This is a genomic window from Streptomyces sp. SID5643 (assembly GCF_009872555.1).
Lineage (GTDB): Bacteria > Actinomycetota > Actinomycetes > Streptomycetales > Streptomycetaceae > Streptomyces > Streptomyces iakyrus.
Genome location: NZ_WWIC01000124.1, coordinates 44,969 through 64,513, shown reverse-complemented (window position 1 = coordinate 64,513; position 19,545 = coordinate 44,969). Strand labels below are relative to the sequence as shown.

The window sequence follows — 19,545 nt, the reverse complement described above, 5'->3', positions numbered from 1 at the left end:
CGGTCGTTGGGCACCTCGTGAGGCACGTACAAGGGCGCGCGCGGCGCGCGAGGGCCGCGCTGGCCGCCGTAGTGACATGGGCAGGGCTCCTCGCGGGGGCCACGGGCTGTACCTCGGACGACACCGGTGGGATCGCCGGGGCGTTCGGCGCGCCCCCGGCGCCCGAGGACGTCATCAAGGTCTCGCCCGGCGACGGCAGCAGGGGAGTGCGCCCCGGCAAGCGGCTGCGGGTGCGCGTGCCCGACGGCCGGCTGGAGAAGGTGAAGGTCGTCAGGTCACAGGACGCTCAGGAGTCCCCGGTGCCCGGGCACCTCTCCGCCGACGGCCTGACCTGGGAACCCGACGAGCAGCGGCTCGCGCTGGCCGCCAAGTACACGGTCGACGCGGTGGCCGTGGGCGGCGACGGCCGCCGCTCGGCCCGGCGCACCACCTTCACCACCTACGTCCCGGAAGAACGCTTCATCGGCTACGTCGCCCCGGAGAACCGCGCCACCGTCGGCACCGGCATGATCGTCTCCCTGGAGTTCAACCGGAAGATCGCGAACCGGGCCGCCGTCGAACGCGCGGTGCGCGTCACCGCCCGCCCGGCCGTCGAGATCCGTCCGCACTGGTTCGGCAGGACCCGCCTCGACTTCCGCCCCGAGGACTACTGGAAACCCGGCACCCGGGTCACCGTCGCCCTGCGCCTGCGCGACGTCGAGGGCGCGCCCGGCGTCTACGGCCTCCAGCACAAGACGTTCTCCTTCACCGTCGGCCGCAGCCAGGTCTCCGTGGTCGACGCCGCCGCGCACTCCATGGAGGTCCGGCGCGACGGCGAGCCCCTCGCCACCGTCCCGGTCACCGCCGGTGCCCCGAAGACGACCACCTACAACGGCAAGATGGTGGTGACCGAGATGCTCGACGTCACCCGGATGAACGGCGCCACGGTCGGCTTCAAGAAGCGCGACGGCAAGGGCGAGTACGACATCCCGGACGTTCCGCACGCGATGCGCCTGACCGACTCCGGCACCTTCCTGCACGGCAACTACTGGGCGCACCACACCGTCTTCGGCCGCACCAACGTCAGTCACGGATGCATCGGACTGCGGGACGTGAAGGGCGGCGGCTCGGACACCCCGGCCGGCTGGTTCTTCGACCGCAGTCTCGTCGGGGACGTCGTCGAAGTCGTCAACAGCAATGACAAAAAGGTCTCTCCCGACAATGGGCTCGGAGGATGGAATATGGACTGGAACGCATGGAAGGCGGGCAGTGCGGTGAAGTAGCCGGACAGGGGGGCGGGTTGACCCGGCGATCCGTTGGGACCGAACGGTGACAATCGCCGGCCTCCGATGCCGTCCGACCTGTGGTTACTATTCGCCGACGCGCGGGGGACGCGCGGGTGCGCGTGCGGGCCTGACCAGGCCCCGGGGAGGGGAGAACCACGTGAACGGGCGACCGATATCGGGGGCGTCGGTTGGGCGCAGGAACGGAGTGCTCGCGCTGATACTCGGCGTGCTGCTGCTCGCCGTCACGGCGTGCGGCGGCGGGGGCAGCGGCTCCGGTTCCGGCGGGAGCGACAGCAAGGGCAAGGACTCGGACGCCGCGCAGAGCAAGCAGTCCGAGGCGGTCGTCGGCATCACCCCCGAGGACGGCGCCAAGTCCGTCGACACGAGCGGTGCGCTGAAGGTGACCGCCGAGAAGGGGAAGCTGACCGAGGTCGAGGTCAAGGACGCCAAGGGCAACAAGGTCGACGGCGCGATATCCGAGGACGGCGCCAGCTGGACGCCGTCCATCCACCTGGCAGGTGCCACGAAGTACACGGTCCACGCGGTCGCCAAGGACTCCGAGGGCCGCACGGCCGCGGAGGACGCCGACTTCACCACGCTGACCCCCAAGAACACCTTCACCGGCACCTTTACCCCCGAGGACGGCTCCAAGGTCGGCGTCGGGATGCCGTTCTCCATCCGCTTCGACCGGGGCATCACCAACCCGGAGGACGTCGAGAAGGCCATCCGCATCACGACGGAGCCGGCCGTCGAGGTCGAGGGCCACTGGTTCGGCAACGACCGCCTCGACTTCCGCCCGGAGAAGTACTGGAAGCCCGGCACCAAGGTGACCGTCGACCTGAACCTCGACGGCGTCGAAGGCCGCTCCGGCGTCTACGGCGAGCAGGACAAGAAGGTCGAGTTCACCATCGGCCGCAACCAGGTCTCGGTCGTCGACGCCAAGAAGCTCACCATGAAGGTGATGCGCGACGGCAAGGTCGTCAAGACCATCCCGGTCACCACCGGCAAGCCCGGCATGGAGACCTGGAACGGCCAGATGGTCATCAGCGAGATGCTCACGGTGACCCGGATGAACGGCGAGACCGTCGGCTACGGCGGCGAGTACGACATCAAGGATGTCCCGCACGCCGTGCGCCTGACCACCTCCGGCACGTTCCTGCACGGCAACTACTGGGCGAGCGGTGCCTTCGGCAACTACAACGCCAGCCACGGCTGCATCGGCCTGCGTGACGTGCGCGGCGGCTGGGACAAGAAGGTGGCCGCCGCGTGGTTCTTCAACCACTCGATGGTCGGCGACGTGGTGGTCGTCAAGAACTCCGAGGACCGGATCGTCGACCCGGACAACGGGCTCAACGGCTGGAACATGTCGTGGGAGAAGTGGAAGAAGTAGTTCTCCGCTGCTGACAAGAGGGCCCCGGTGTGACGGACCGCACCGGGGCCTCACCCGTTAGTCGTGGTTAACCTGCTGCCTATGACCGTCTCTCTCGAAGTCGCTGAAGGCGTCGGCACGCTCCGTCTCGACCGCCCGCCCATGAACGCGCTGGACATCGCCACGCAGGACCGGCTGAAGGAACTCGCCGAGGAGGCCACGCGGCGCGAGGACGTCCGGGCCGTGGTGGTCTACGGCGGCGAGAAGGTGTTCGCGGCCGGCGCGGACATCAAGGAGATGCAGGAGATGGACCACACCGCGATGGTCCTGCGCGCCCGCGCCTTGCAGGACTCGTTCACGGCGGTGGCCCGGATCCCCAAGCCGGTCGTCGCGGCCGTGACGGGCTACGCGCTGGGCGGCGGCTGCGAGCTCGCCCTGTGTGCCGACTTCCGCATCGCCGGCGACAACGCCAAGCTCGGCCAGCCGGAAATCCTGCTCGGTTTGATCCCCGGCGCCGGCGGCACCCAGCGCCTGGCCCGCCTGGTCGGCCCCTCGAAGGCCAAGGACCTCATCTTCACGGGCCGGATGGTGAAGGCCGAGGAGGCCCGCGAGATCGGCCTGGTGGACCGGGTCGTCCCCGCCGACGAGGTGTACACGCAGGCGCACGCCTGGGCCGCCAGGCTGGCCCAGGGTCCGGCGCTCGCGCTGCGCGCCGCCAAGGAGTCGATCGACACGGGTCTGGAGACGGACCTCGACACGGGCCTCGCGATCGAACGGAACTGGTTCGCGGGTCTGTTCGCCACCGAGGACCGCGAGCGCGGGATGCGCAGCTTCGTGGCGGAGGGGCCGGGCAAGGCGAAGTTCCTCTGAACACCCCTCCAGGGGCTTGCAATTGACACGATGTCTGACCCGGAGTCCCTCGATGGGGCGGTTTATGGCAGCCTTAAGGCAACCTTAAGCCCGCTCGGTCGGGGGAGCCCGCCGGTCACTCCGGAAACGGGCGTTCCAGCAGGTCGGAGGGGTTTCCGGCGACTTCGAAATGTCTCCGGCATATGACAGGGGGGCGCCGTTTCACCGCCCGTTCACCGGGGCGTATTCCCCGGGAACGGCCCCGAGCGGCGCTCCGGGCGGCCATGATGGGGGCATGGCGGGGCTGGAGGGTATGGAACAGCCGCGGGGACACGCTCATGCGGCCGCGGCGCGCTGGTCGCCGACCGTCGAGGACGAACACGCGCTCAAGGCGCTGGAGTTGTACGGCAATCCGACGGAGGCAGAGGTTCCACTGCCGTCCCGTCCCGAGTCCGCCGCCACCGCGAGACGGCTCACCCAGGTCGTGGTCCTGCGCCACTGGGGGCTCACCCCCAAGACCACGGAGGACGCGGTCCTGCTCGTCTCCGAACTGGTGGGCAACGCCGTCCGGCACACCGGTGCCCGCGTCTTCGGGCTGCGTCTGCACCGGCGCCGCGGCTGGATCCGTGTCGAGGTGCGCGACCCCTCCCGAGGGCTGCCGTGCCTGATGCCCGTCCAGGAGCTGGACATCAGCGGCCGGGGCCTGTTCCTCGTCGACAAGCTGGCCGACCGCTGGGGGGTCGACCTGCTGCCCCGGGGCAAGACGACCTGGTTCGAGATGCGGGTCGCCGACCGCTGACCGCGATGCCTCACCCGGTCGCCGGACGGGCGAATCGCGCTTTTCCCCGCAAGGCGCCCATTAAATGGTGCAATGCACCGCCATCTCGTCAAGAGCGCCCTGGTCGCGGGTGCCGCCCTCGCCGTCCTCTCCGCCTGCGGCACCGGGGAGCGGACCTCCGAGGCACGGGGCACCGAGGCCGCCGTCCCCGCCCCACCCGAGAAGAAGCCCGTGGACGGCCTGCCCGGCATGCCGCCCGTCCTGGACCCCGAGGACGTGTACGCGGCCGACCGCCCGAACAAGCTGTCCCCGGTGGTCAAGGACTTCCCCTCCCGGGTCTACGTCCCCAACACCGAGTCCGACACGGTCTCCGTCATCGACCCGAAGACGTACGAGATCATCGAGACGATCCCCGTGGGCCGGCAGCCCCAGCACGTCGTGCCCTCCTGGGACCTGAAGACGCTCTGGGTCAACAACAACCGCGGCCACACCCTCACCCCGATCGACCCGAAGACCGGCAAGGCGGGCAAGGAGGTCGAGGTCCACGACCCCTACAACCTCTACTTCACGCCCAACGGCAGGTACGCCGTCGTCATGGCCTCCCTCGACCGCGAGCTGGTCTTCCGCGATCCGCACACCATGGCGGTCAAGAAGACCGTCCCGGTCTCCTGCTACGGCGTCAACCACGCCGACTTCTCCCTCGACGGCCGCTACTTCATCGTCTCCTGCGAGTTCAGCGGCGAGCTCCTCAAGGTCGACACCGAGCGGATGGAGGTCGTCGGGCAGCAGCGGCTGCCGTTCGAGGGGGCCATGCCGCAGGACGTGAAGATCTCGCCCGACGGCAAGACGTTCTACATCGCCGACATGATGGCCCACGGTATGTGGGTCCTGGACGGCGACACGTTCACCGAGCCCACCCTGATGCCGACCGGCAAGGGCTGCCACGGCCTCTACGTCAGCCGCGACTCCCGAGAGATGTACGTGTCCAACCGCGGCGAGGGCACCGTCTCCGTCTTCGACTTCACGCAGAACAAGCTGACCAAGAAGTGGGACCTGCCCGACGGCGGCAGCCCCGACATGGGCGGCGTCTCCGCCGACGGCAAGGTGCTGTGGCTGTCCGGCCGCTACGACGCCGAGGTGTACGCCATCGACACCCGCACCGGCACCCAGCTCGCCCGCATCCCGGTCGGCAGCGGTCCGCACGGCCTCGCCGTCTACCCGCAGCCCGGCCGCTACTCGCTCGGCCACACGGGCATCTTCCGCTGACGCCCGGCTCCGGGGACGAGCAGCGCTTCCGAGCCCACCGGCCGGTAACCGGCCGCCTGGAACGCCCGCAGACTGCGGGCGTTCCCCGCCGACACCTGCGCCCACACCGGCGCGCCCCCGGCCAGCTGCCGCGCCGCCGTGACCAGCCGCCTCCCGATCCCGCGGTGCCGCGCCCCCTCGTCCACCTCGACGGCGACCTCCCACCGTCCCGCCACCCCACGGCCCAGGACGAGCACCCCGCCGTCCGCCGCCCACACCCGCACACCGTCCCGCCGCCTGCGGGCCGACGCCACGCGCGGATGCCCGGGGTCGTCGATCTCCGTCAGCGCGACCGACGGCTCCCCGGGTAGTGCGGCACCGGTCAGCAGCACGTCGACCGTGTCGCAGACCCGCCCCGTCCGGTCCATCAGGGCCGTCAGGAAGCGGGCGTTCATGGTGGCCGCGAGGGCGTCGCAGTCGGTCCGGGCGAGGGCGTCGCGGACCCGGTCGGGGTCCTCGTCGGTGAAGACGACCGAGTGGGCCGTGAAGGCGATGACCCCCGCGTCCCGGGGCGAGGGCTGGGGCACGATCGTCGTCCCGCCGTCCGTGGGCGGGAAGACGCCGTGCGCTGCCGCGTCGAGTATGTCCCCCAGGGTCTTCGCCACCGTCGCACTCCTTGAGTCTCCACCCGATGGAGGGTCCAGACTCGCAGACATGATCGACGACGGCACCGGACTGCTCACCATCGGGGAACTGGCCCGGGTCACCGGACTCACCGTGCGCACCATCCGCTACTGGTCCGACCGGGGCGCCCTGCCTCCGGTGGCCCGGTCAGCAGGCGGCTACCGGCTGTACGACGCGGCGTCGGTGGCCCGGCTGGAGCTGATCCGCACCCTGCGCGAGCTGGGCCTCGGCCTGGCGGACGTACGCCGGCTCCTGTCCGGTGAGACCACCGTCGCGCAGGTCGCGGCGGCGCACGTGGTCGCGCTGGACGCGCAGATCCGGTCGCTCAAGGTGACCCGCGCGGTGCTGTCGACGGTGGCGAAGCGGGGCTCGGACGCGGAGGAGATGACCCTCGTGAACAGACTGGCGCGCCTGTCGGCGGCGGAACGGCGGCGGATCGTGGAGGACTTCGTGGACGAGGTGTTCCACGGCCTGGACACCGCGGACCCGGTGATCCGGGAGAGCATGCGGAGCACCGTCGCCGACCTGCCCGAGGAGCCCACGCCCGAGCAGGTCGACGCCTGGCTGGAGCTGGCGGAGATGCTCCGGAACCCGGACTTCCGGGCCGAGATGCGCAAGGTGGCCGAGTTCAACGCCGCCGACCGCGGGCACGACACGCCCGCCGGGGCGTCCGTGTGGTTCTCCCGGCGGCTCGTGCAGCTGGGGGCCGACGCCGTCGAGCGGGGCATCGCCCCCGGCTCGCCGGACGCGGCCGAGGTGCTGAGTGCCCTGCTGGGCGACGCCGACCCGGCGACCGTGCTCACCCGGCTGCGGTCGCACGCCACCCACCGGGTCGCCCGGTACCGCGAGTTGCTCGCCGTCGTGAAGGGAGCCGGACCCGAGGCCGCCTACCGGGCGGAGTTCGCCTGGGTGGTCGCCGCGCTGGAGGCGCACACGGCCGGTTAATCTGACCTGCGTCATACCTGCGTCAGCAGGACGTACAGCACGGGATGAGGGGCGGATCGGTGGCGGACATCGAGGAAGCACGCAAGCAGTTCGAGCGGATCGATACGGACGGTGACGGGTTCATCACCGCTGCCGAGTTCAAGGCCGCCCTGGCCAGGACGGGGGACTGGAACGTCACCGAGTCGGTCGCCGAGGTCGTCATCAAGACCCGCGACCTCGACGGCGACAAGCGGCTGAGCTTCGACGAGTTCTGGGCCTACCTGAACAAGTAGCCCGCCCGGGCGCAGCCCAGCGAAGGGGCCCGGTCCGCGATCACCGGACCGGGCCCCTCGCCGTGCCCGGAGGGACGTGCACGAAATTTTCTCCGGCGCGGAACAGCCCAACCGCCCCGAAGGTTGACCCTGCTGACGAAGGCTTCAGGCGGCGCTGTTCATCTCCGGAAGGACGAGGCGAGGACATGAAGATCGGCATCATCGGCGCGGGCAACATCGGCGGCAACCTGACCAGGCGGCTCACCGCCCTCGGTCACGACGTGGCCGTCGCCAACTCCCGCGGGCCCGAGACGCTCACGGCCCTGGCGGAGGAGACCGGCGCGACGCCCGTGACGGTCGGGGAGGCGGCGCGGGACGCCGAGCTCGTTGTCGTCACCATCCCGCTCAAGGCCGTCCCGGACCTCCCCTCCGGCCTCCTCGACAGCGCGGCGGACGGCGTCGCGGTCATCGACACCGGCAACTACTACCCCCGGCAGCGCGACGGCAGGATCGCGGGGATCGAGGACGAAGGCCTCACCGAGAGCCGCTGGACGGAACGGCACCTCGGCCACCCGGTGATCAAGGCGTTCAACGGCACCTACGCCCAGGACATCCTGGACCGCCCGCTCCCCGCCGGCGACCCCGGCCGCATGGCCCTGCCGGTGGCCGGCGACGACGAGACGGCCAAGCGCACGGTACGGGACCTGATCGACGCCCTCGGCTTCGACACGGTCGACGCGGGCGGCATCGACGACTCCTGGCGCCAGCAGCCCGGCACTCCGGTGTACGGCCTGCGCGACGGGGTCGAGGCAGTCACGAAGGCCTTGGCGGAGGCGTCCCCGGAGCGCACGCCGGAGTTCAGCGGCTAGGTGTGCCGACGGGGCAGGCGGACTCTGCGGACACCCCTGACCCGGGACCACCGTGCCGCTCATGCTCGGCTTCCCCTCACCGGACGCGTTCCAGGCGCAGACCAGGATCACGTACTCGTGACCCGCCGTGACCCCCGTGATCCTGGCGGAGCGGGCGGAGGCCGGGTAGCCGATGATCCGGGAGTGGTTCGTCGGGGTGCTCTTGTCGTACACCCACACCGCGTACCGGACGATCGCGCCGCTGGGCGAACCGGCCGGCGCCGACCAGCGCACGTCGACCGAGCCCGCGCCGGCCGTCGCGGTGAGCCCCTGCGGCCGCCCCGCCGTCGTCGGCGCCGCCTTGCCCCGGACCGCCGAGGACCACGAGGAGCGGTTGGCCGCGCCCTCACCGGCGACCGCGCGGACCCGCACCTCGTAGGTGTGGCCGTCGTAGGGCTGGTCGGTGAACTGCCATGACATGTCGTAGCGCGGCGCGCTGACGCCGGGCACCACGTCCTGCCAGTCCGCGTTCGAGTCGGTGGTGACGTCACGCCACTGAACGTCGTAGGTGTGCGCGCCGAAGACCTTGTCCCAGGTGGCGGTGACGCCCTGCTGGGTGCCGTCGAACTTCATGCCGGACGGCGTGGCGAGCGACCGGCCGGGCGCGCTGTCCGGCACGTCGGGCGCGGCGGCGCCGATGCCGAACTCCTTGTGCAGCACGGTGCCGAACGCCTGGGCGATGCGGTACTCGCCGAGGGCGTTGGGGTGCAGCCCGTCGTAGGTGGTGGCGCAGGTCGTCGCCTTCGGGTCGCAGCCCATCGCCGCGTCCTGCTTGTACTCGTGGTCCTTCTCACCGGGGCGGCTGCCGTCCCAGGTGCCGTTGGTCCGGCGCAGGTGCGCGCGGACCTTCTCCCACTTGTCGTCGATGTCGCTGATGGTGGACAGCTCGAAGTCGTCCTGCACCTACTCCTCGTTGGAGCCGCCGGACGGGTAGGGCTGCTTGAGCCCGTAACCGCCGAAGATGCCGCCGCCGGTGTTCCGGTAGCCGAGGAGCACGACCTTGCCGCGTACCTCGCCGAGCGTCGGGACGCGGCTCGACTGGCTCTCGCCGGTGACCGAGGGGCGCCAGAACAGGTTGCGCCAAGCCTTCGACGGGGTGTTCTCCTCACCGTCCCCGGTGTACGAGCGGCCGTCCAGGTAGGAGTCGAAGATCTTCTTGCGCCACTCGTCGGTCCCGAACCCGTCTGCGTCCTCGCAGGAGAAGGTGGAGCCGGTGCACTCCGCCTTCAGGTTCATCAGGACGGTTTCGCCGGGGTGGTCGCTCAGGAAGTCGTGGGTGGTCTTCAGCACGTCGTGGTACGTCCTGCTCGGGGCCGCCGTGGTCGCCCTCAGCACCTCCGGAGCGCTCGCCATCGACCGGTTCCGCGCCGAGTCGGTACCGGATCTGACGGTCCCGGCCGTCACGGTGCCCGAGGAGGAGGCCGGGACGGCCGGAGGGAGCGTCCCCCTCTCGGCGGCCGTCGTCCCGTCCGACGACGACTGCCCCCGGACGGACGGCACTCGGATCCGTCCCACGACGTTCCGCCTGGAGGTGCGAAGCACGGCAGAGGGCCCCGTGACCGTGACCGCCATGGACGTCCGGGCAGTGTCCGCCGAAGCCCCGCCCGCCGACGTCACCTACGGGGACTGCCGAGGCACAGACGCCCAGCACCCGTTCGCCGTGGACCTGGACGCCCCTGAGCCCCGGGCCGTGAGCCCGAGGCGCGGCTTCCCGTACGAGGCGTCCGCCGGGACTCCCCTGGTCCTGGACGTCACCGCGCACACGTCGAAGAGCGAGGTGCGCTGGTACCTGGAACTGCGGTGGACCCAGGGCCTCCGCTCGGGCACGCTGCGGATCGACGACGGCGGTCACCCGTTCCGCACCGGAGCGGTGACGTGGCGCCGTCCCCTCACCGGGGCGGATCAGGCGCCCTCCGCCCACCTCCGCAGCGCTGCCCGGCTGTCGAAGTCGGCCACGTTCTTGTCCAGCGGATCGTCGGTGTACTGGTGGAAGCGCCACTTCGCCTTGATGCGGGGTTTGCCCGCAGAGACGTAGTCGGCGATCCACAGCGCGTCGCCCGCGTAGGAGGTCGTGTCGACATGCAGCCAGAAATGCCGGTTGCAGTAGAGCACCACCCGGTTGTCCGGCCGCAGATCCTTCAGCTTCCGCAGGAACAGGTCCTTCTCGGCGTTGCTCGCGTGGGTTCCGTCGCCGGTCGTCTCCCAGTCGACGGCCAGGATGTCGCCCGGTCGCTCCGGGGCCCTGCTCACGAAGTACTCGGCCTGGGCGGTCAGGTTGCCGGGCCACAGGAAGTGGTAGAAGCCGACGACGAGCCCGGCGTCCCGGGCCCGCTTGGTCTGGGCGGCGAGTTTGGGATTGACGTAGGAGCGTCCCTCCGTCGCCTTGACGATGACGAAGGAGAGGCCGTCGGTGCCGTAGGTGGAGGACTGGTAGGCGCTCACATCTATGCCACGCAGCATGGGGGGCTCCCTGAAGTGCTCGTGGGGGAGGGGGAGTCGGGTCCCAACACCATGGCACGGGCTGCCGTTGCCCGAGAGCGGAACGTCAACTTCCGTGGGCCGTGGAGGGGGTGCCTGCCGCCGTGGCGGTGATCCGGTCCGCCAGGTCCGCCACGGCTGACAGGAGCCCGGCCGGTGGGAGGGCGAGGTCCAGGGTGTGGGCGGTGACGGTGATGCCGGAGCGGCGGATGACGTGGTCCGTGGGTCCGTCCTGGGTGGTGGCGGCATACACCAGATGGCCGTGCGGCAGGCCGAGCGCGGTGCAGTAGCCGAGCAGCTGGCCGAGGTGGTCGGTGGAGGGCGCGGCCCTGTCGAGGAACACGTACTTCGCGTCGACGACGGACACCGGACGGCCCGCCCGGTACAGCACGATGTCCGGCCGCAGCCGCACCCGGCGGGCCTCGTCCAGCCGGTGGTGCCCCTCCTGCCCGGCGCACCGCAGACCCCGGCGGGCCAGGACCTCGCCGAGCGCCGTCGTGAGGAACCGCTCGAACACGTCCGGCAGGTCGAGCAGGAAGCCCTCCGCCGTGACGGGGCTGCCGCCTTCCGGCTGGACGGAACGGGCGGACAGCACCAGCTCCGCGAGCCGCAGCACCCGCGTATAGCGGGAGTTGAGGCGGTTCGGTGTCCAGTGGGGCAGCGGCGCGCCCGGGCGGAGGGGGCGGACGCCCGTGAGCCGGCCGGTGAGGTGGTGCAGGGCCTGCCGCGTCCGGACGGGAAGGCCCGGCAGCCGGGCGGCCAGGCTCAGGGCCGTGAGCAGGACGCGGTTCTCGGCGATGTCGGGGGTGTGGTCGTCGTAGCGCACGGCGACGGGCAGCGGCAGGCCGACGCGGCGCAGCTGGTCCGCCGTGCGGATCCGGCCGCGGATCAGGGGCAGGTCCTCCTCGACCGTGCGGTAGCCGTGCAGCACCCCGGTGTCGAGCGTGCGGCGTGCGGTGCGGGCGAGCAGGTCGGCGACCGCGGGGAGGAGTCCGTCCGACTCGGCCGCGTCGACCGGCTCGGACCGCCAGGGGTCGTCGGAGGAGTAGGAGAGCAGGAACAGCAGGTCCCGCACGGGGAGTTTGGGGCGCAGGTGGAGCTGGACAGTCCCGCCGGAGGGGGTGCGCAGCCGGACCAGCCCGGCCTTCTGGTTCCCGCGCAGCCGCCAGCGTCCGCCGGCCGCGGGGGTCAGGCGCACCAGGCCGGGCACGGCGAGCAGTCCGGCGAGCTGGTCGCCCGTGAGCTCCCGCACGAGGCCGGGGCCGGTCTCCGGAACGGTGAGGAGGAGGCCGGTCACGCCTCCTCCGGGGCCCGCCCCAGCGCCGCACGCAGCGCGGGCAGGCCGTACTCCTCCTCCACGTCCGTCCCGGTGCCGTAGAGCTGGTCCTCCAGCAGGGGCAGGATCTGGGTGCGCCAGACGAGGTCGAGCCCGTCGGGCCGGACCGCGGCGGGCTTCATCAGGTACGACGGCCCGATGGCCCGGTCGGCGTCCCCGAGCCGGGAGTTGAGCTCGTCCAGCAGCCGGGCGGCGGTGTCGGGCAGACCGCGCTCCCGCAGCCAGCGGTCCAGCAGGCCCCGGACCGGCGGCTTCTCGGGGGAGAGGCGGCGGAACGCGAACCGGCGCCGCATCGCCGCGTCGACCAGGGCGATCGAACGGTCGGCGGTGTTCATCGTGCCGACGAGGAACAGGTTGCCCGGCAGGGTGAACGGGGCCTGCGGGCTGTACTGGGTGGTGACGGGCTCCTCGCGGTACTCCAGCAGGAAGTACAGCTCGCCGAAGACCTTCGCCAGGTTGGCCCGGTTGATCTCGTCGACGACCAGGACGTACGGGTTGGACGGGTCCTTCGCGGCACGCTCGGCGAGCAGCCGGAACGGCCCGGGCACGACGTCGAACACCACCGAGCCGTTCTCGCCCCGGACGGGACGGAAGCCCTCGAAGAAGTCCTCGTACGTGTACGAGGGGTGGAACTGCACGAGCTCGACCCGGTCGGGTCCGGCCAGGTGCCGGGCGAGGGCGCGGGCCAGGTAGGTCTTCCCGGTGCCGGGCGGGCCGTGGAAGACGAGCTGCCCCTGCTCCTGGAGCTGTTCGGCGGTCTCCCGGAGCCAGTCCAGCGGCATCAGCAGCCGCGCGGCCAGCTCCTCGGTGACGGGGGGCAGTTCGAGCGGCTTGGTGACGTCGACGTCGACGAGTTCCTCGGCGACGACGTCCTCCAGGCCGGCCCGCTCGGCGAGTTCGGCGGCGATGCTGCTGACGTCGTAGAGGGTCGGCGGCAGCGGCAGCCGGGCCTGCACCCGCTCGGGCAGCTCCGCGCGGACGAGCGGCCGCTCGGCGGTGGCCCAGCTCACCGGCCGGCGCCGGGCGTTGTCCGGGCCGTCCGAGGTGTCGTACTCCGCCGGGCCCTGGACCGTGCCGACGTGCACCTCGTCCGGAGTGACGGTGACGACCAGGTCGCCCGGCTGCATCAGGGTGAGGAAGACGTGCAGCTGGTACGCGGCCTGTCCGCGCAGTTGGGCGCCGGCCTCGGGCATCGCCTCGGCAACGGCCCGCTGGACGTCCCGCTTGGCGGAGCCGGCGGGGATGTCGGGGATCTCGCGCCAGGACATCGAGCAGTAGCCCTGCCGGAGCCAGTCCGGGATGAAGTTGCGTCCGTCGACGTTGTACCCGCGCACCAGCCAGCCGCGCTGCTCGTGCTCCACGGCACCCTTGCGCCATCGGCCGACCCAGGGCTCGTCGTAGAAGTCGACCGCTTGTCCGGTCTGTTCCCGGAGCGTGCGGCACAGCTCCAGCAGGTCGAGGTCGTCGTCTCCGGTGGGTTCGGGCAGCTCGTCCGCGAACGCCTTGACGATCTCCTGCTTGTGGTGGGCGCTGGCGATCGGCTGGTAGAAGTCCGGGAAGAGCAGGAACAGCAGGACGTGGATCTGCGCCCGTCCCTTCTTGTGCCCGACCGATTCCTGGATGTCCAGGCACAGGGCCCTGAACGCCGGCGGGTCCTGCAACATCGCCTCGCGCTCCGCAGCGGTCGTTCCCGCGAGCCGCTCCACCAGCAGTACCAGGATCTGGAACTGCGCCCACCGGTAGTTGAGGAAGCCCTGGCCGCCGTTGAGGAAGCCCGTCAGGCCCGGCTCCAGATCCGCCGGAAGGGTCACCGGGCGGCCGGCCCAGGACAGCACCTCGTCGAGGATCTGCCGCTTCTTGGCCGGCCCGATCTGCTCGGGCACCAGCGGGGCCATGTTCACGAACAGCAACTCGGCGGCGAGCACGACGGTCGCGTCCGGGGCGCCGTCGAGCTGCCGGCGCAGTTTGACCAGGAAGGTGTCCGAGGACTCGTCCGGCCGGTCCACGAACCGTCTGCGCAGATCCGAGGCCGTCGCCCCGGTCCAGGCCGGGATCTCCTCGGCGAAGGCGGACTTCCCGCTGATCAGCCCGTCGCGGAAGACCCGCCGCACCGCCGCCACGACATCGGTACTCTCCGGCCGCCTCGCCACTGTGCCCCACCCCCAGGTGCTCGACGGGCCCAGCTTAGGGGGCACCGTGCGGGTGCGGGTCGGCATGTCCGGTCCGGCCCGTGGTTGTTCAGCAACGGGCCCCTCATCTTCACGGGCGACTTTCGGCCGACCTGCATCACGCAGTTCACAGGAATCACACAGGTGGGGCGTCGGAATGTGCGCTTTCTTGTGCAACTGCTTCACGCCAGCCGGGGCGGGAGCCCGGACCAAACCCTTGTTACCCGCTGTAGGCCTGTGGCTATGGTGACTGCTGTGCTCGGCGGGACATGACCACCCGCTACGGCACGACTTCAGTGCGCGCCCGGGGGAACCGGCGCCGCTACGGGGGAGGGGAGTTCGTCATGCCACGATTCCGGCAGTCGCCTTCGGTGCCGACCCGTGTCCAGGTGAGGACGCCGTCCGGAAGCGGATGGGTCAGGGAGAAGATCTCTCACAGCGGCAGCATCGCCCACGCCGGCCGCCGCTGACGGCGGCTCATCGGCCGGCGGCATGCCGGCACCAGAGGATCGAGAACAACGCCGCTTCCGCGAGGAACCACCACTCTCAGTACATCGGCGTACAGCGGCCCCGTCTCCACCGCAGCGGCTACAAGGGCGCGCAGGACGAGCCGAGCCCGAACGAGACCATCGGCACGTTCTCGAGGTCCACGGCGAGAACGCCTCCTTCACGTGGACCGGCTCCTGACCGGCGTTCCCGTGCCGTTCGTCGACCGCCACGGCCTCCCGTCTCCCGGAAGGCCGCGCCGGTCCCTCATCCCTGCCCGAAGAATCTCAATTGGAGGACGGCAGTTGAAAGTTCGCAGACCGGGCCGTGCCGGGATCGCGGGCCTCGCGGCCACCGCGGTCCTGACCGGGCTCATACAAGCCGCCCCGGCGTTCGCCGAGACCAGTCCCCCCGACCCGAAGCCGTCCGGGAACCCGGCGTCCGATCCGCCGGCCCGGGTGCCGGATCCCGGCGAGAAGCTGGGAAAGGGCTGGAAGACCTCGGCGGACCGGGCCGTGACCACCGCGGCGGACAGCGACGGCTTCAAGATCCTTGTGGCCGACAGCGAGGACGCCTACCGGTGGCGGACCGTCGCCTCGCTGGCGGAGCCCGGCATGCCGGCGGACACCTGGATCGGCAACTCCTGCGTCATGGACCGTGATCACGCCGCGGTCGTGTACGCCCCGCGTACGTTCACGAACAAGCCGGACCTGATGCAGGGCGGGGCGTTCACCGCGGTCGTCGACCTGAAGTCCGGCCGGGTCACGAAGCTGCCGTTCACCGCTTCGCTGGCCTACTTCGACCCCTCGTGCAACCCAGAGACGCGCACGGCGGCCTTCACCGCGTCCCGCGACAGCAGGACCCGGCTCGTCACCGTCGACACCGGCGGCAGGACGACCAGCGATACCACCGTCACCGGACAGGTGACCTCGGCCGTGCCGGTGAAGGACGGCCTGGTCGCCGCCCACGGCCGTCACCTGGTCCACGTCGACCCCGTCGACGGGAAACTCCGCAAGCTGGCCGCCGCGGACAGCGTGCCGTTCGACATCCGCCCCACCGGCAAGGGGATCGCCTTCCTCGACCACAGGGGCGGCACGGCTCGCGCCAAGCTGTCGAAGGGCCGGGGCGCACCGTCGACGCTCGGTTCGGGCAAGCTCGGCGATCTGGCCCTCGAACAGGGGACCGGGGGCCGGGCCTTCCTCACCGGCGAGGCCACGGACACGAAGCTCACGGGCACCGCGGTGGCGCGCCTGGACGTCCCGGCGGACACCGACGTGTCCAGCCACGGCCGCCTGGCCGTCGACCCCGTGCTCATGCCCGGCGTGCGTGCGGGCCTGGAGAGGATCGGGAACGCGGGCAAGGGCTTCACCAGGGCCGAACCCCCGTCGCGGGCGCGCACGTCCCAGGACCCCACCGACGGGGATCCCGCGCCGCCGGTCGTGACCGGTGTCGCGACCACGACCGGCGAGAAGATCAAGCAGACGCTCGCCGACACCACCGGCGGCACCGGCAACGAGTCCTTCTCACCCGCCCTGGGTGCGGCCGGCAAGAGCGGGCGAGCGACCGGGAGGAGCGGGCGGGCGGCACAGGCGGCCGACCCGCACAATCCGGTCGACACCGACCGCTGGTGCTCCATCCCCCGCAACGACGTCAAGCAGCTCGCGCTGCAACCCACTCCGAACCAGGTCGAGTGGGCCGTCAACATGGCGATCCGCGGCGAGCTGCGCTCCAAGTGGATCAAGCAGGGCGGCTGGCGCTCGGGCCTGGGCACCGTCGACCCGCAGGGACTGTTCCCGGCCCCGACGCTGAAGGGGAAGGCCGGCGCGCGTATCCCCGCGCAGGTGCTGCTCGGTGTGCTCGCCCAGGAGTCGAACCTGTGGCAGGCCGAAGGCGGCGCCATCCCCGGCCAGATGGGCAACCCGCAGGCCGCGATCGCGGGCTTCTACGGGCACAAGGGGGAGACGTCCGAGGCGTACTGGAGGATCAACTGGAACCAGTCGGACTGCGGCTACGGCGTCGGCCAGGTCACCGACGGCATGCGCCTCGCCGGCCTGGAGAAGCCCGGCGAGACCTCCCTGCCTCCGGCGAAGCAGAAAGCCGTGGCCCTGGACTACGCGGTCAACATCGCCGCGTCGATGTACATCCTCGCGGACAAGTGGAACCAGGTGCACACCGCCGGGCAGACCATCACCGTCAACAACGACGACCCGTCGAAGCCGGAGAACTGGTTCGCCGCGCTGTGGAACTACAACCTCGGCTTCAACGAGAACAAGGGCGACGGCAAACCATGGGGCCTGGGGTGGTACAACAACCCCGCGAACCCGTCCTACCCGGCCTCGCGGCACCCCTTCATGTCCGACCCGCGTGACGCCGCCAAGCCCCAGAACTGGCCGTACCAGGAGAAGGTCATGGGCTGGGCCGCCTGGTCCATGGACACCGGGTACTCCTATGCCACCGACGGGCGCCAGGACTGGCCCGGCGAGTCCGGGTTCTCCAGCGCCGGCTTCCGGCCCGCCTGGTGGATCAACCCGGGCCAGCGCGACCGGGTCAAGCCGCCACTGGACGCGTTCTGCAACACCACCAACAACTGCAACTCCGCCAGCCCGCCGGACTGCCCCGACGCCAAGTGCTACGAGAAGTACTGGTGGCGAGGCTCGAACGTGACGTGGAAAGCGAACTGCGACGCCGACTGCGGCAACGAGAGCATCAAGTACGTCACGCTGCGCGAGGAGCCGGGCCGCGGCACTCGGCTGAAGCACGGCACGCCGGAGTGCGGCGCCGCCCCGGGCGGGGCGCTGATCGTGGAGTCCGTCCCGGACAACCTCGACACCTACAGCTCCTGCGGACCGTCGGGCACCGACACCGGGACCTTCCAGTTCACGTTCCACCCCAACCCGGCGGCCACCGGGCCGGGACTGGGCCCCTACGAGGCCAAGGGCGACCTGCACCAGATCGGCGGCGGGCACGGCGGCCACTTCTGGTACACGCACACCCGTGACGCCGCACATCTCGGCGGCCCCGGCGGCCGGATGACCATCGACGGCACCTGGACCCTCGGCCGCAGTGTCGAATGGGCCCGCGTCTACGCGCACATGCCGGACACCGGGGCGCACACCCAGCAGGCCCGCTACGTGATCAAGGGAGTCGCGGGCGGTGACCGCCACCGCTACGTCAACACCCACTTCAGCAAGAACACCTGGGTCGAACTCGGCGTCTACCGCTTCACCGGCACCCCGCGGGTGGAGCTGACGAACACCACCGCCGACGGCACCGCGGACGAGGACGTCGCCTGGGACGCCGTCGCCTTCCAGCCGCTGTCCGGCAAGCCGAAGCACATGGTCGTCGCCATGGGGGACTCCTACACCTCCGGTGAAGGTGCCGGATCCTATTCACCCGAGTCCGACAGGGGCCACGGCAAGAGCAGCTGGAACGCCTGCCGGCGCAGCCCCAACGCGTGGCCCCGCAAGGTGACTCTCCCGGGCCAGACGAAGAGCATCGGTGCACTCGCGGACAGCTTCGATCCGGCTCTGGGCTTCCAGTTCACCGCCTGCTCCGGAGCCAAGACCGCCCAGATGACCGAGGGAGACCCCCCCAACGGCTGGGGGCTCGACGGGAACTTCCACGAGAAGACCCAGATCGACTCAGGGGCGCTCAGCGCCGACACCACTCTGGTCATGCTGACCATCGGTGGAAACGACGCGCGATTCGACAACAAGATCCAGACATGTGTCATGGAAGGGTGCCCGTCGGAGGCATCGATGAAGGCAGACATCGACAATGCCGTGGCCGAGACTCGCACGGTGCTGGAACAGATCCACGCCCATGCGCCGAACGCGACGATCTCGCTGATGGGTTACCCCTTGCTCTTCAGCCGCACTCAGGCCTGCTCAACCTTGGTCAGTGCCTCACAACGTGTCATCCTGAACGGTATGGCCGAGTACTTCGAGAGCAAGCAGCGCGAGCTCGCGCTCTCGATGAGTGCATCCAATGTCCGGTACAAGTCGCCGCAGCCGGCGTTCGAGGGCAAGCGGATCTGTGATTCACCGGAAGGCATCAACGGGGTCGTGGCAGGGCCGAACGGTGACGGCGACTTCCACCACGGTGACAAGAACACGCAGCTCTGCTGGTGGTTCACCGGGGACACCTGCCTCAGCCGTGAGAGCTACCACCCGAACCAGACCGGAACGAGCGCCTACGCACAGGCGTTCATGGCAGCCGGCCCCCTGTCAGCGGCCACTCGACAGGGCCGGTGAACAGGGACATGTCCCATCACGGCACCGTGGCGCGGCAGAGCCGTGTCACGGTGCCGTCCCCAGGGTGTCTCGCCGCCATCATGGTGCCCATCCTCACGGTCCTGATTGCGGCTGCGGTTCTCATGGTCATGCACTACCGCCAGGAACGCGCGAACGAGCGAAACAAGGAAGAAGCCCTGGGCCGGACAGCAACGCTGGCCCGCTCGTACGCGCAAGACGTGGCGGCAGCCCCGAACGGCTTCCCCGGTCAAGAAGCCGTTCGGGGCATCGCCGAGCGGCACGACGGCAGGCTGCTCTCCTACGCGCGCTCGGAGGACTCGCTGACCACCACCGTCCGCTTCTTCGGGGAGTACGAGGACACGAGCATGTTCGGTGTCTCGTACTCCCGGGCCTACCGCTGCTACTCCGTCGTGCTCCGGAAGGGCGCCGAGGGCTTACCGCAGACGAGGACGACTCCGCTGGAAAAGTGCGACGTCATCTGATCCAAGTGCTGCGAAGCAGACCGGACTGCCCACTGGCTGAGTCCGCTC

The 19,545-nt window shown here is 70.7% G+C and carries 15 protein-coding genes and 1 pseudogene; 10 read left to right on the top strand and 6 right to left on the bottom strand.

Annotated features, from left to right (window positions below; genetic code table 11):
• Positions 1-17: 17 nt before the first annotated feature.
• From GTY56_RS15830 to GTY56_RS15810, 5 genes are all read left to right on the top strand, one after another.
• A complete protein-coding gene (locus tag GTY56_RS15830) occupies positions 18-1,262 on the top strand; it encodes an Ig-like domain-containing protein (RefSeq protein WP_161366016.1) in 1,245 nt (414 codons plus the stop codon).
• A 160-nt stretch (positions 1,263-1,422) separates the two neighbouring features.
• Positions 1,423-2,655, top strand: a complete 1,233-nt coding sequence (locus GTY56_RS15825) for an Ig-like domain-containing protein (RefSeq protein WP_161366015.1) — start codon at positions 1,423-1,425, stop codon at positions 2,653-2,655.
• Between the two features lie 81 nt (positions 2,656-2,736).
• Complete coding sequence (locus GTY56_RS15820) at positions 2,737-3,504, top strand: enoyl-CoA hydratase/isomerase family protein (RefSeq protein WP_161366013.1); 768 nt, start codon at positions 2,737-2,739, stop codon at positions 3,502-3,504.
• Positions 3,505-3,673: 169 nt separating this feature from the next.
• A complete protein-coding gene (locus GTY56_RS15815; RefSeq protein ID WP_161366011.1) occupies positions 3,674-4,282 on the top strand; it encodes an ATP-binding protein in 609 nt (202 codons plus the stop codon).
• A 72-nt stretch (positions 4,283-4,354) separates the two neighbouring features.
• A complete protein-coding gene (locus GTY56_RS15810; RefSeq protein WP_161366009.1) occupies positions 4,355-5,527 on the top strand; it encodes a YncE family protein in 1,173 nt (390 codons plus the stop codon).
• Here the strand turns inward: GTY56_RS15810 and GTY56_RS15805 are convergent.
• Positions 5,494-6,171, bottom strand: coding sequence for a GNAT family N-acetyltransferase (locus tag GTY56_RS15805; RefSeq protein ID WP_346345498.1), 678 nt, complete (start codon positions 6,169-6,171; stop codon positions 5,494-5,496). The two genes, GTY56_RS15810 and GTY56_RS15805, sit on opposite strands and share 34 nt — an antisense overlap.
• A gap of 49 nt (positions 6,172-6,220) precedes the next feature.
• Between GTY56_RS15805 and GTY56_RS15800 the strand changes: the two genes are divergently transcribed.
• The 3 genes from GTY56_RS15800 (at position 6,221) to GTY56_RS15790 (ending at position 8,255) form a co-directional block, all read left to right on the top strand.
• A complete protein-coding gene (locus tag GTY56_RS15800; RefSeq protein ID WP_161366006.1) occupies positions 6,221-7,135 on the top strand; it encodes a helix-turn-helix domain-containing protein in 915 nt (304 codons plus the stop codon).
• Between the two features lie 59 nt (positions 7,136-7,194).
• The gene (locus GTY56_RS15795; RefSeq protein ID WP_161366005.1) at positions 7,195-7,407 is read left to right on the top strand and encodes an EF-hand domain-containing protein; all 213 of its coding nucleotides are present in this window, start codon (positions 7,195-7,197) and stop codon (positions 7,405-7,407) included.
• A gap of 185 nt (positions 7,408-7,592) precedes the next feature.
• Positions 7,593-8,255 (top strand): NADPH-dependent F420 reductase, encoded by a 663-nt coding sequence (locus tag GTY56_RS15790; RefSeq protein ID WP_161366043.1) that lies wholly within the window; start codon positions 7,593-7,595, stop codon positions 8,253-8,255.
• Between the two features lie 72 nt (positions 8,256-8,327).
• Here the strand turns inward: GTY56_RS15790 and GTY56_RS40585 are convergent.
• The 5 genes and pseudogenes from GTY56_RS40585 to GTY56_RS41330 all read right to left on the bottom strand — a co-directional run.
• Positions 8,328-8,714: pseudogene (locus GTY56_RS40585) on the bottom strand (fibronectin type III domain-containing protein); the annotation flags it as partial.
• 483 nt (positions 8,715-9,197) lie between these two features.
• A complete protein-coding gene (locus GTY56_RS15785; protein ID WP_161366004.1) occupies positions 9,198-9,584 on the bottom strand; it encodes a PI-PLC domain-containing protein in 387 nt (128 codons plus the stop codon).
• A 612-nt stretch (positions 9,585-10,196) separates the two neighbouring features.
• Positions 10,197-10,754, bottom strand: coding sequence for a glycoside hydrolase family 25 protein (locus tag GTY56_RS15780; RefSeq protein WP_161366003.1), 558 nt, complete (start codon positions 10,752-10,754; stop codon positions 10,197-10,199).
• 85 nt (positions 10,755-10,839) lie between these two features.
• The gene (locus GTY56_RS15775) at positions 10,840-12,069 is read right to left on the bottom strand and encodes a 5-methylcytosine restriction system specificity protein McrC (protein ID WP_161366001.1); all 1,230 of its coding nucleotides are present in this window, start codon (positions 12,067-12,069) and stop codon (positions 10,840-10,842) included.
• Positions 12,066-14,258 carry an AAA family ATPase gene (locus GTY56_RS41330; protein ID WP_161366000.1) on the bottom strand — a complete coding sequence of 731 codons (2,193 nt, stop codon included), beginning with the start codon at positions 14,256-14,258 and terminating at the stop codon, positions 12,066-12,068. Before GTY56_RS41330 ends, GTY56_RS15775 begins: the two co-directional genes overlap by 4 nt.
• A gap of 809 nt (positions 14,259-15,067) precedes the next feature.
• On the opposite strand from GTY56_RS41330, the gene GTY56_RS15765 reads away from it, so the two are divergent.
• Positions 15,068-19,015, top strand: a complete 3,948-nt coding sequence (locus GTY56_RS15765) for a GDSL-type esterase/lipase family protein (protein ID WP_202510234.1) — start codon at positions 15,068-15,070, stop codon at positions 19,013-19,015.
• An 80-nt stretch (positions 19,016-19,095) separates the two neighbouring features.
• Positions 19,096-19,497, top strand: coding sequence for a hypothetical protein (locus GTY56_RS15760; protein ID WP_161365998.1), 402 nt, complete (start codon positions 19,096-19,098; stop codon positions 19,495-19,497).
• Positions 19,498-19,545 lie beyond the last annotated feature (48 nt).

Coding starts and splice junctions, on each gene's coding strand:
- GTY56_RS15820 (WP_161366013.1), top strand. CDS start 2,737: ATGACCGTCTCTCTCGAAGTCGCTGAAGGCGTCGGCACGCTCCGTCTC.
- GTY56_RS15815 (WP_161366011.1), top strand. CDS start 3,674: ATGTCTCCGGCATATGACAGGGGGGCGCCGTTTCACCGCCCGTTCACC.
- GTY56_RS15810 (WP_161366009.1), top strand. CDS start 4,355: ATGCACCGCCATCTCGTCAAGAGCGCCCTGGTCGCGGGTGCCGCCCTC.
- GTY56_RS15800 (WP_161366006.1), top strand. CDS start 6,221: ATGATCGACGACGGCACCGGACTGCTCACCATCGGGGAACTGGCCCGG.
- GTY56_RS15790 (WP_161366043.1), top strand. CDS start 7,593: ATGAAGATCGGCATCATCGGCGCGGGCAACATCGGCGGCAACCTGACC.
- GTY56_RS15780 (WP_161366003.1), bottom strand. CDS start 10,754: ATGCTGCGTGGCATAGATGTGAGCGCCTACCAGTCCTCCACCTACGGC.
- GTY56_RS15760 (WP_161365998.1), top strand. CDS start 19,096: ATGGTGCCCATCCTCACGGTCCTGATTGCGGCTGCGGTTCTCATGGTC.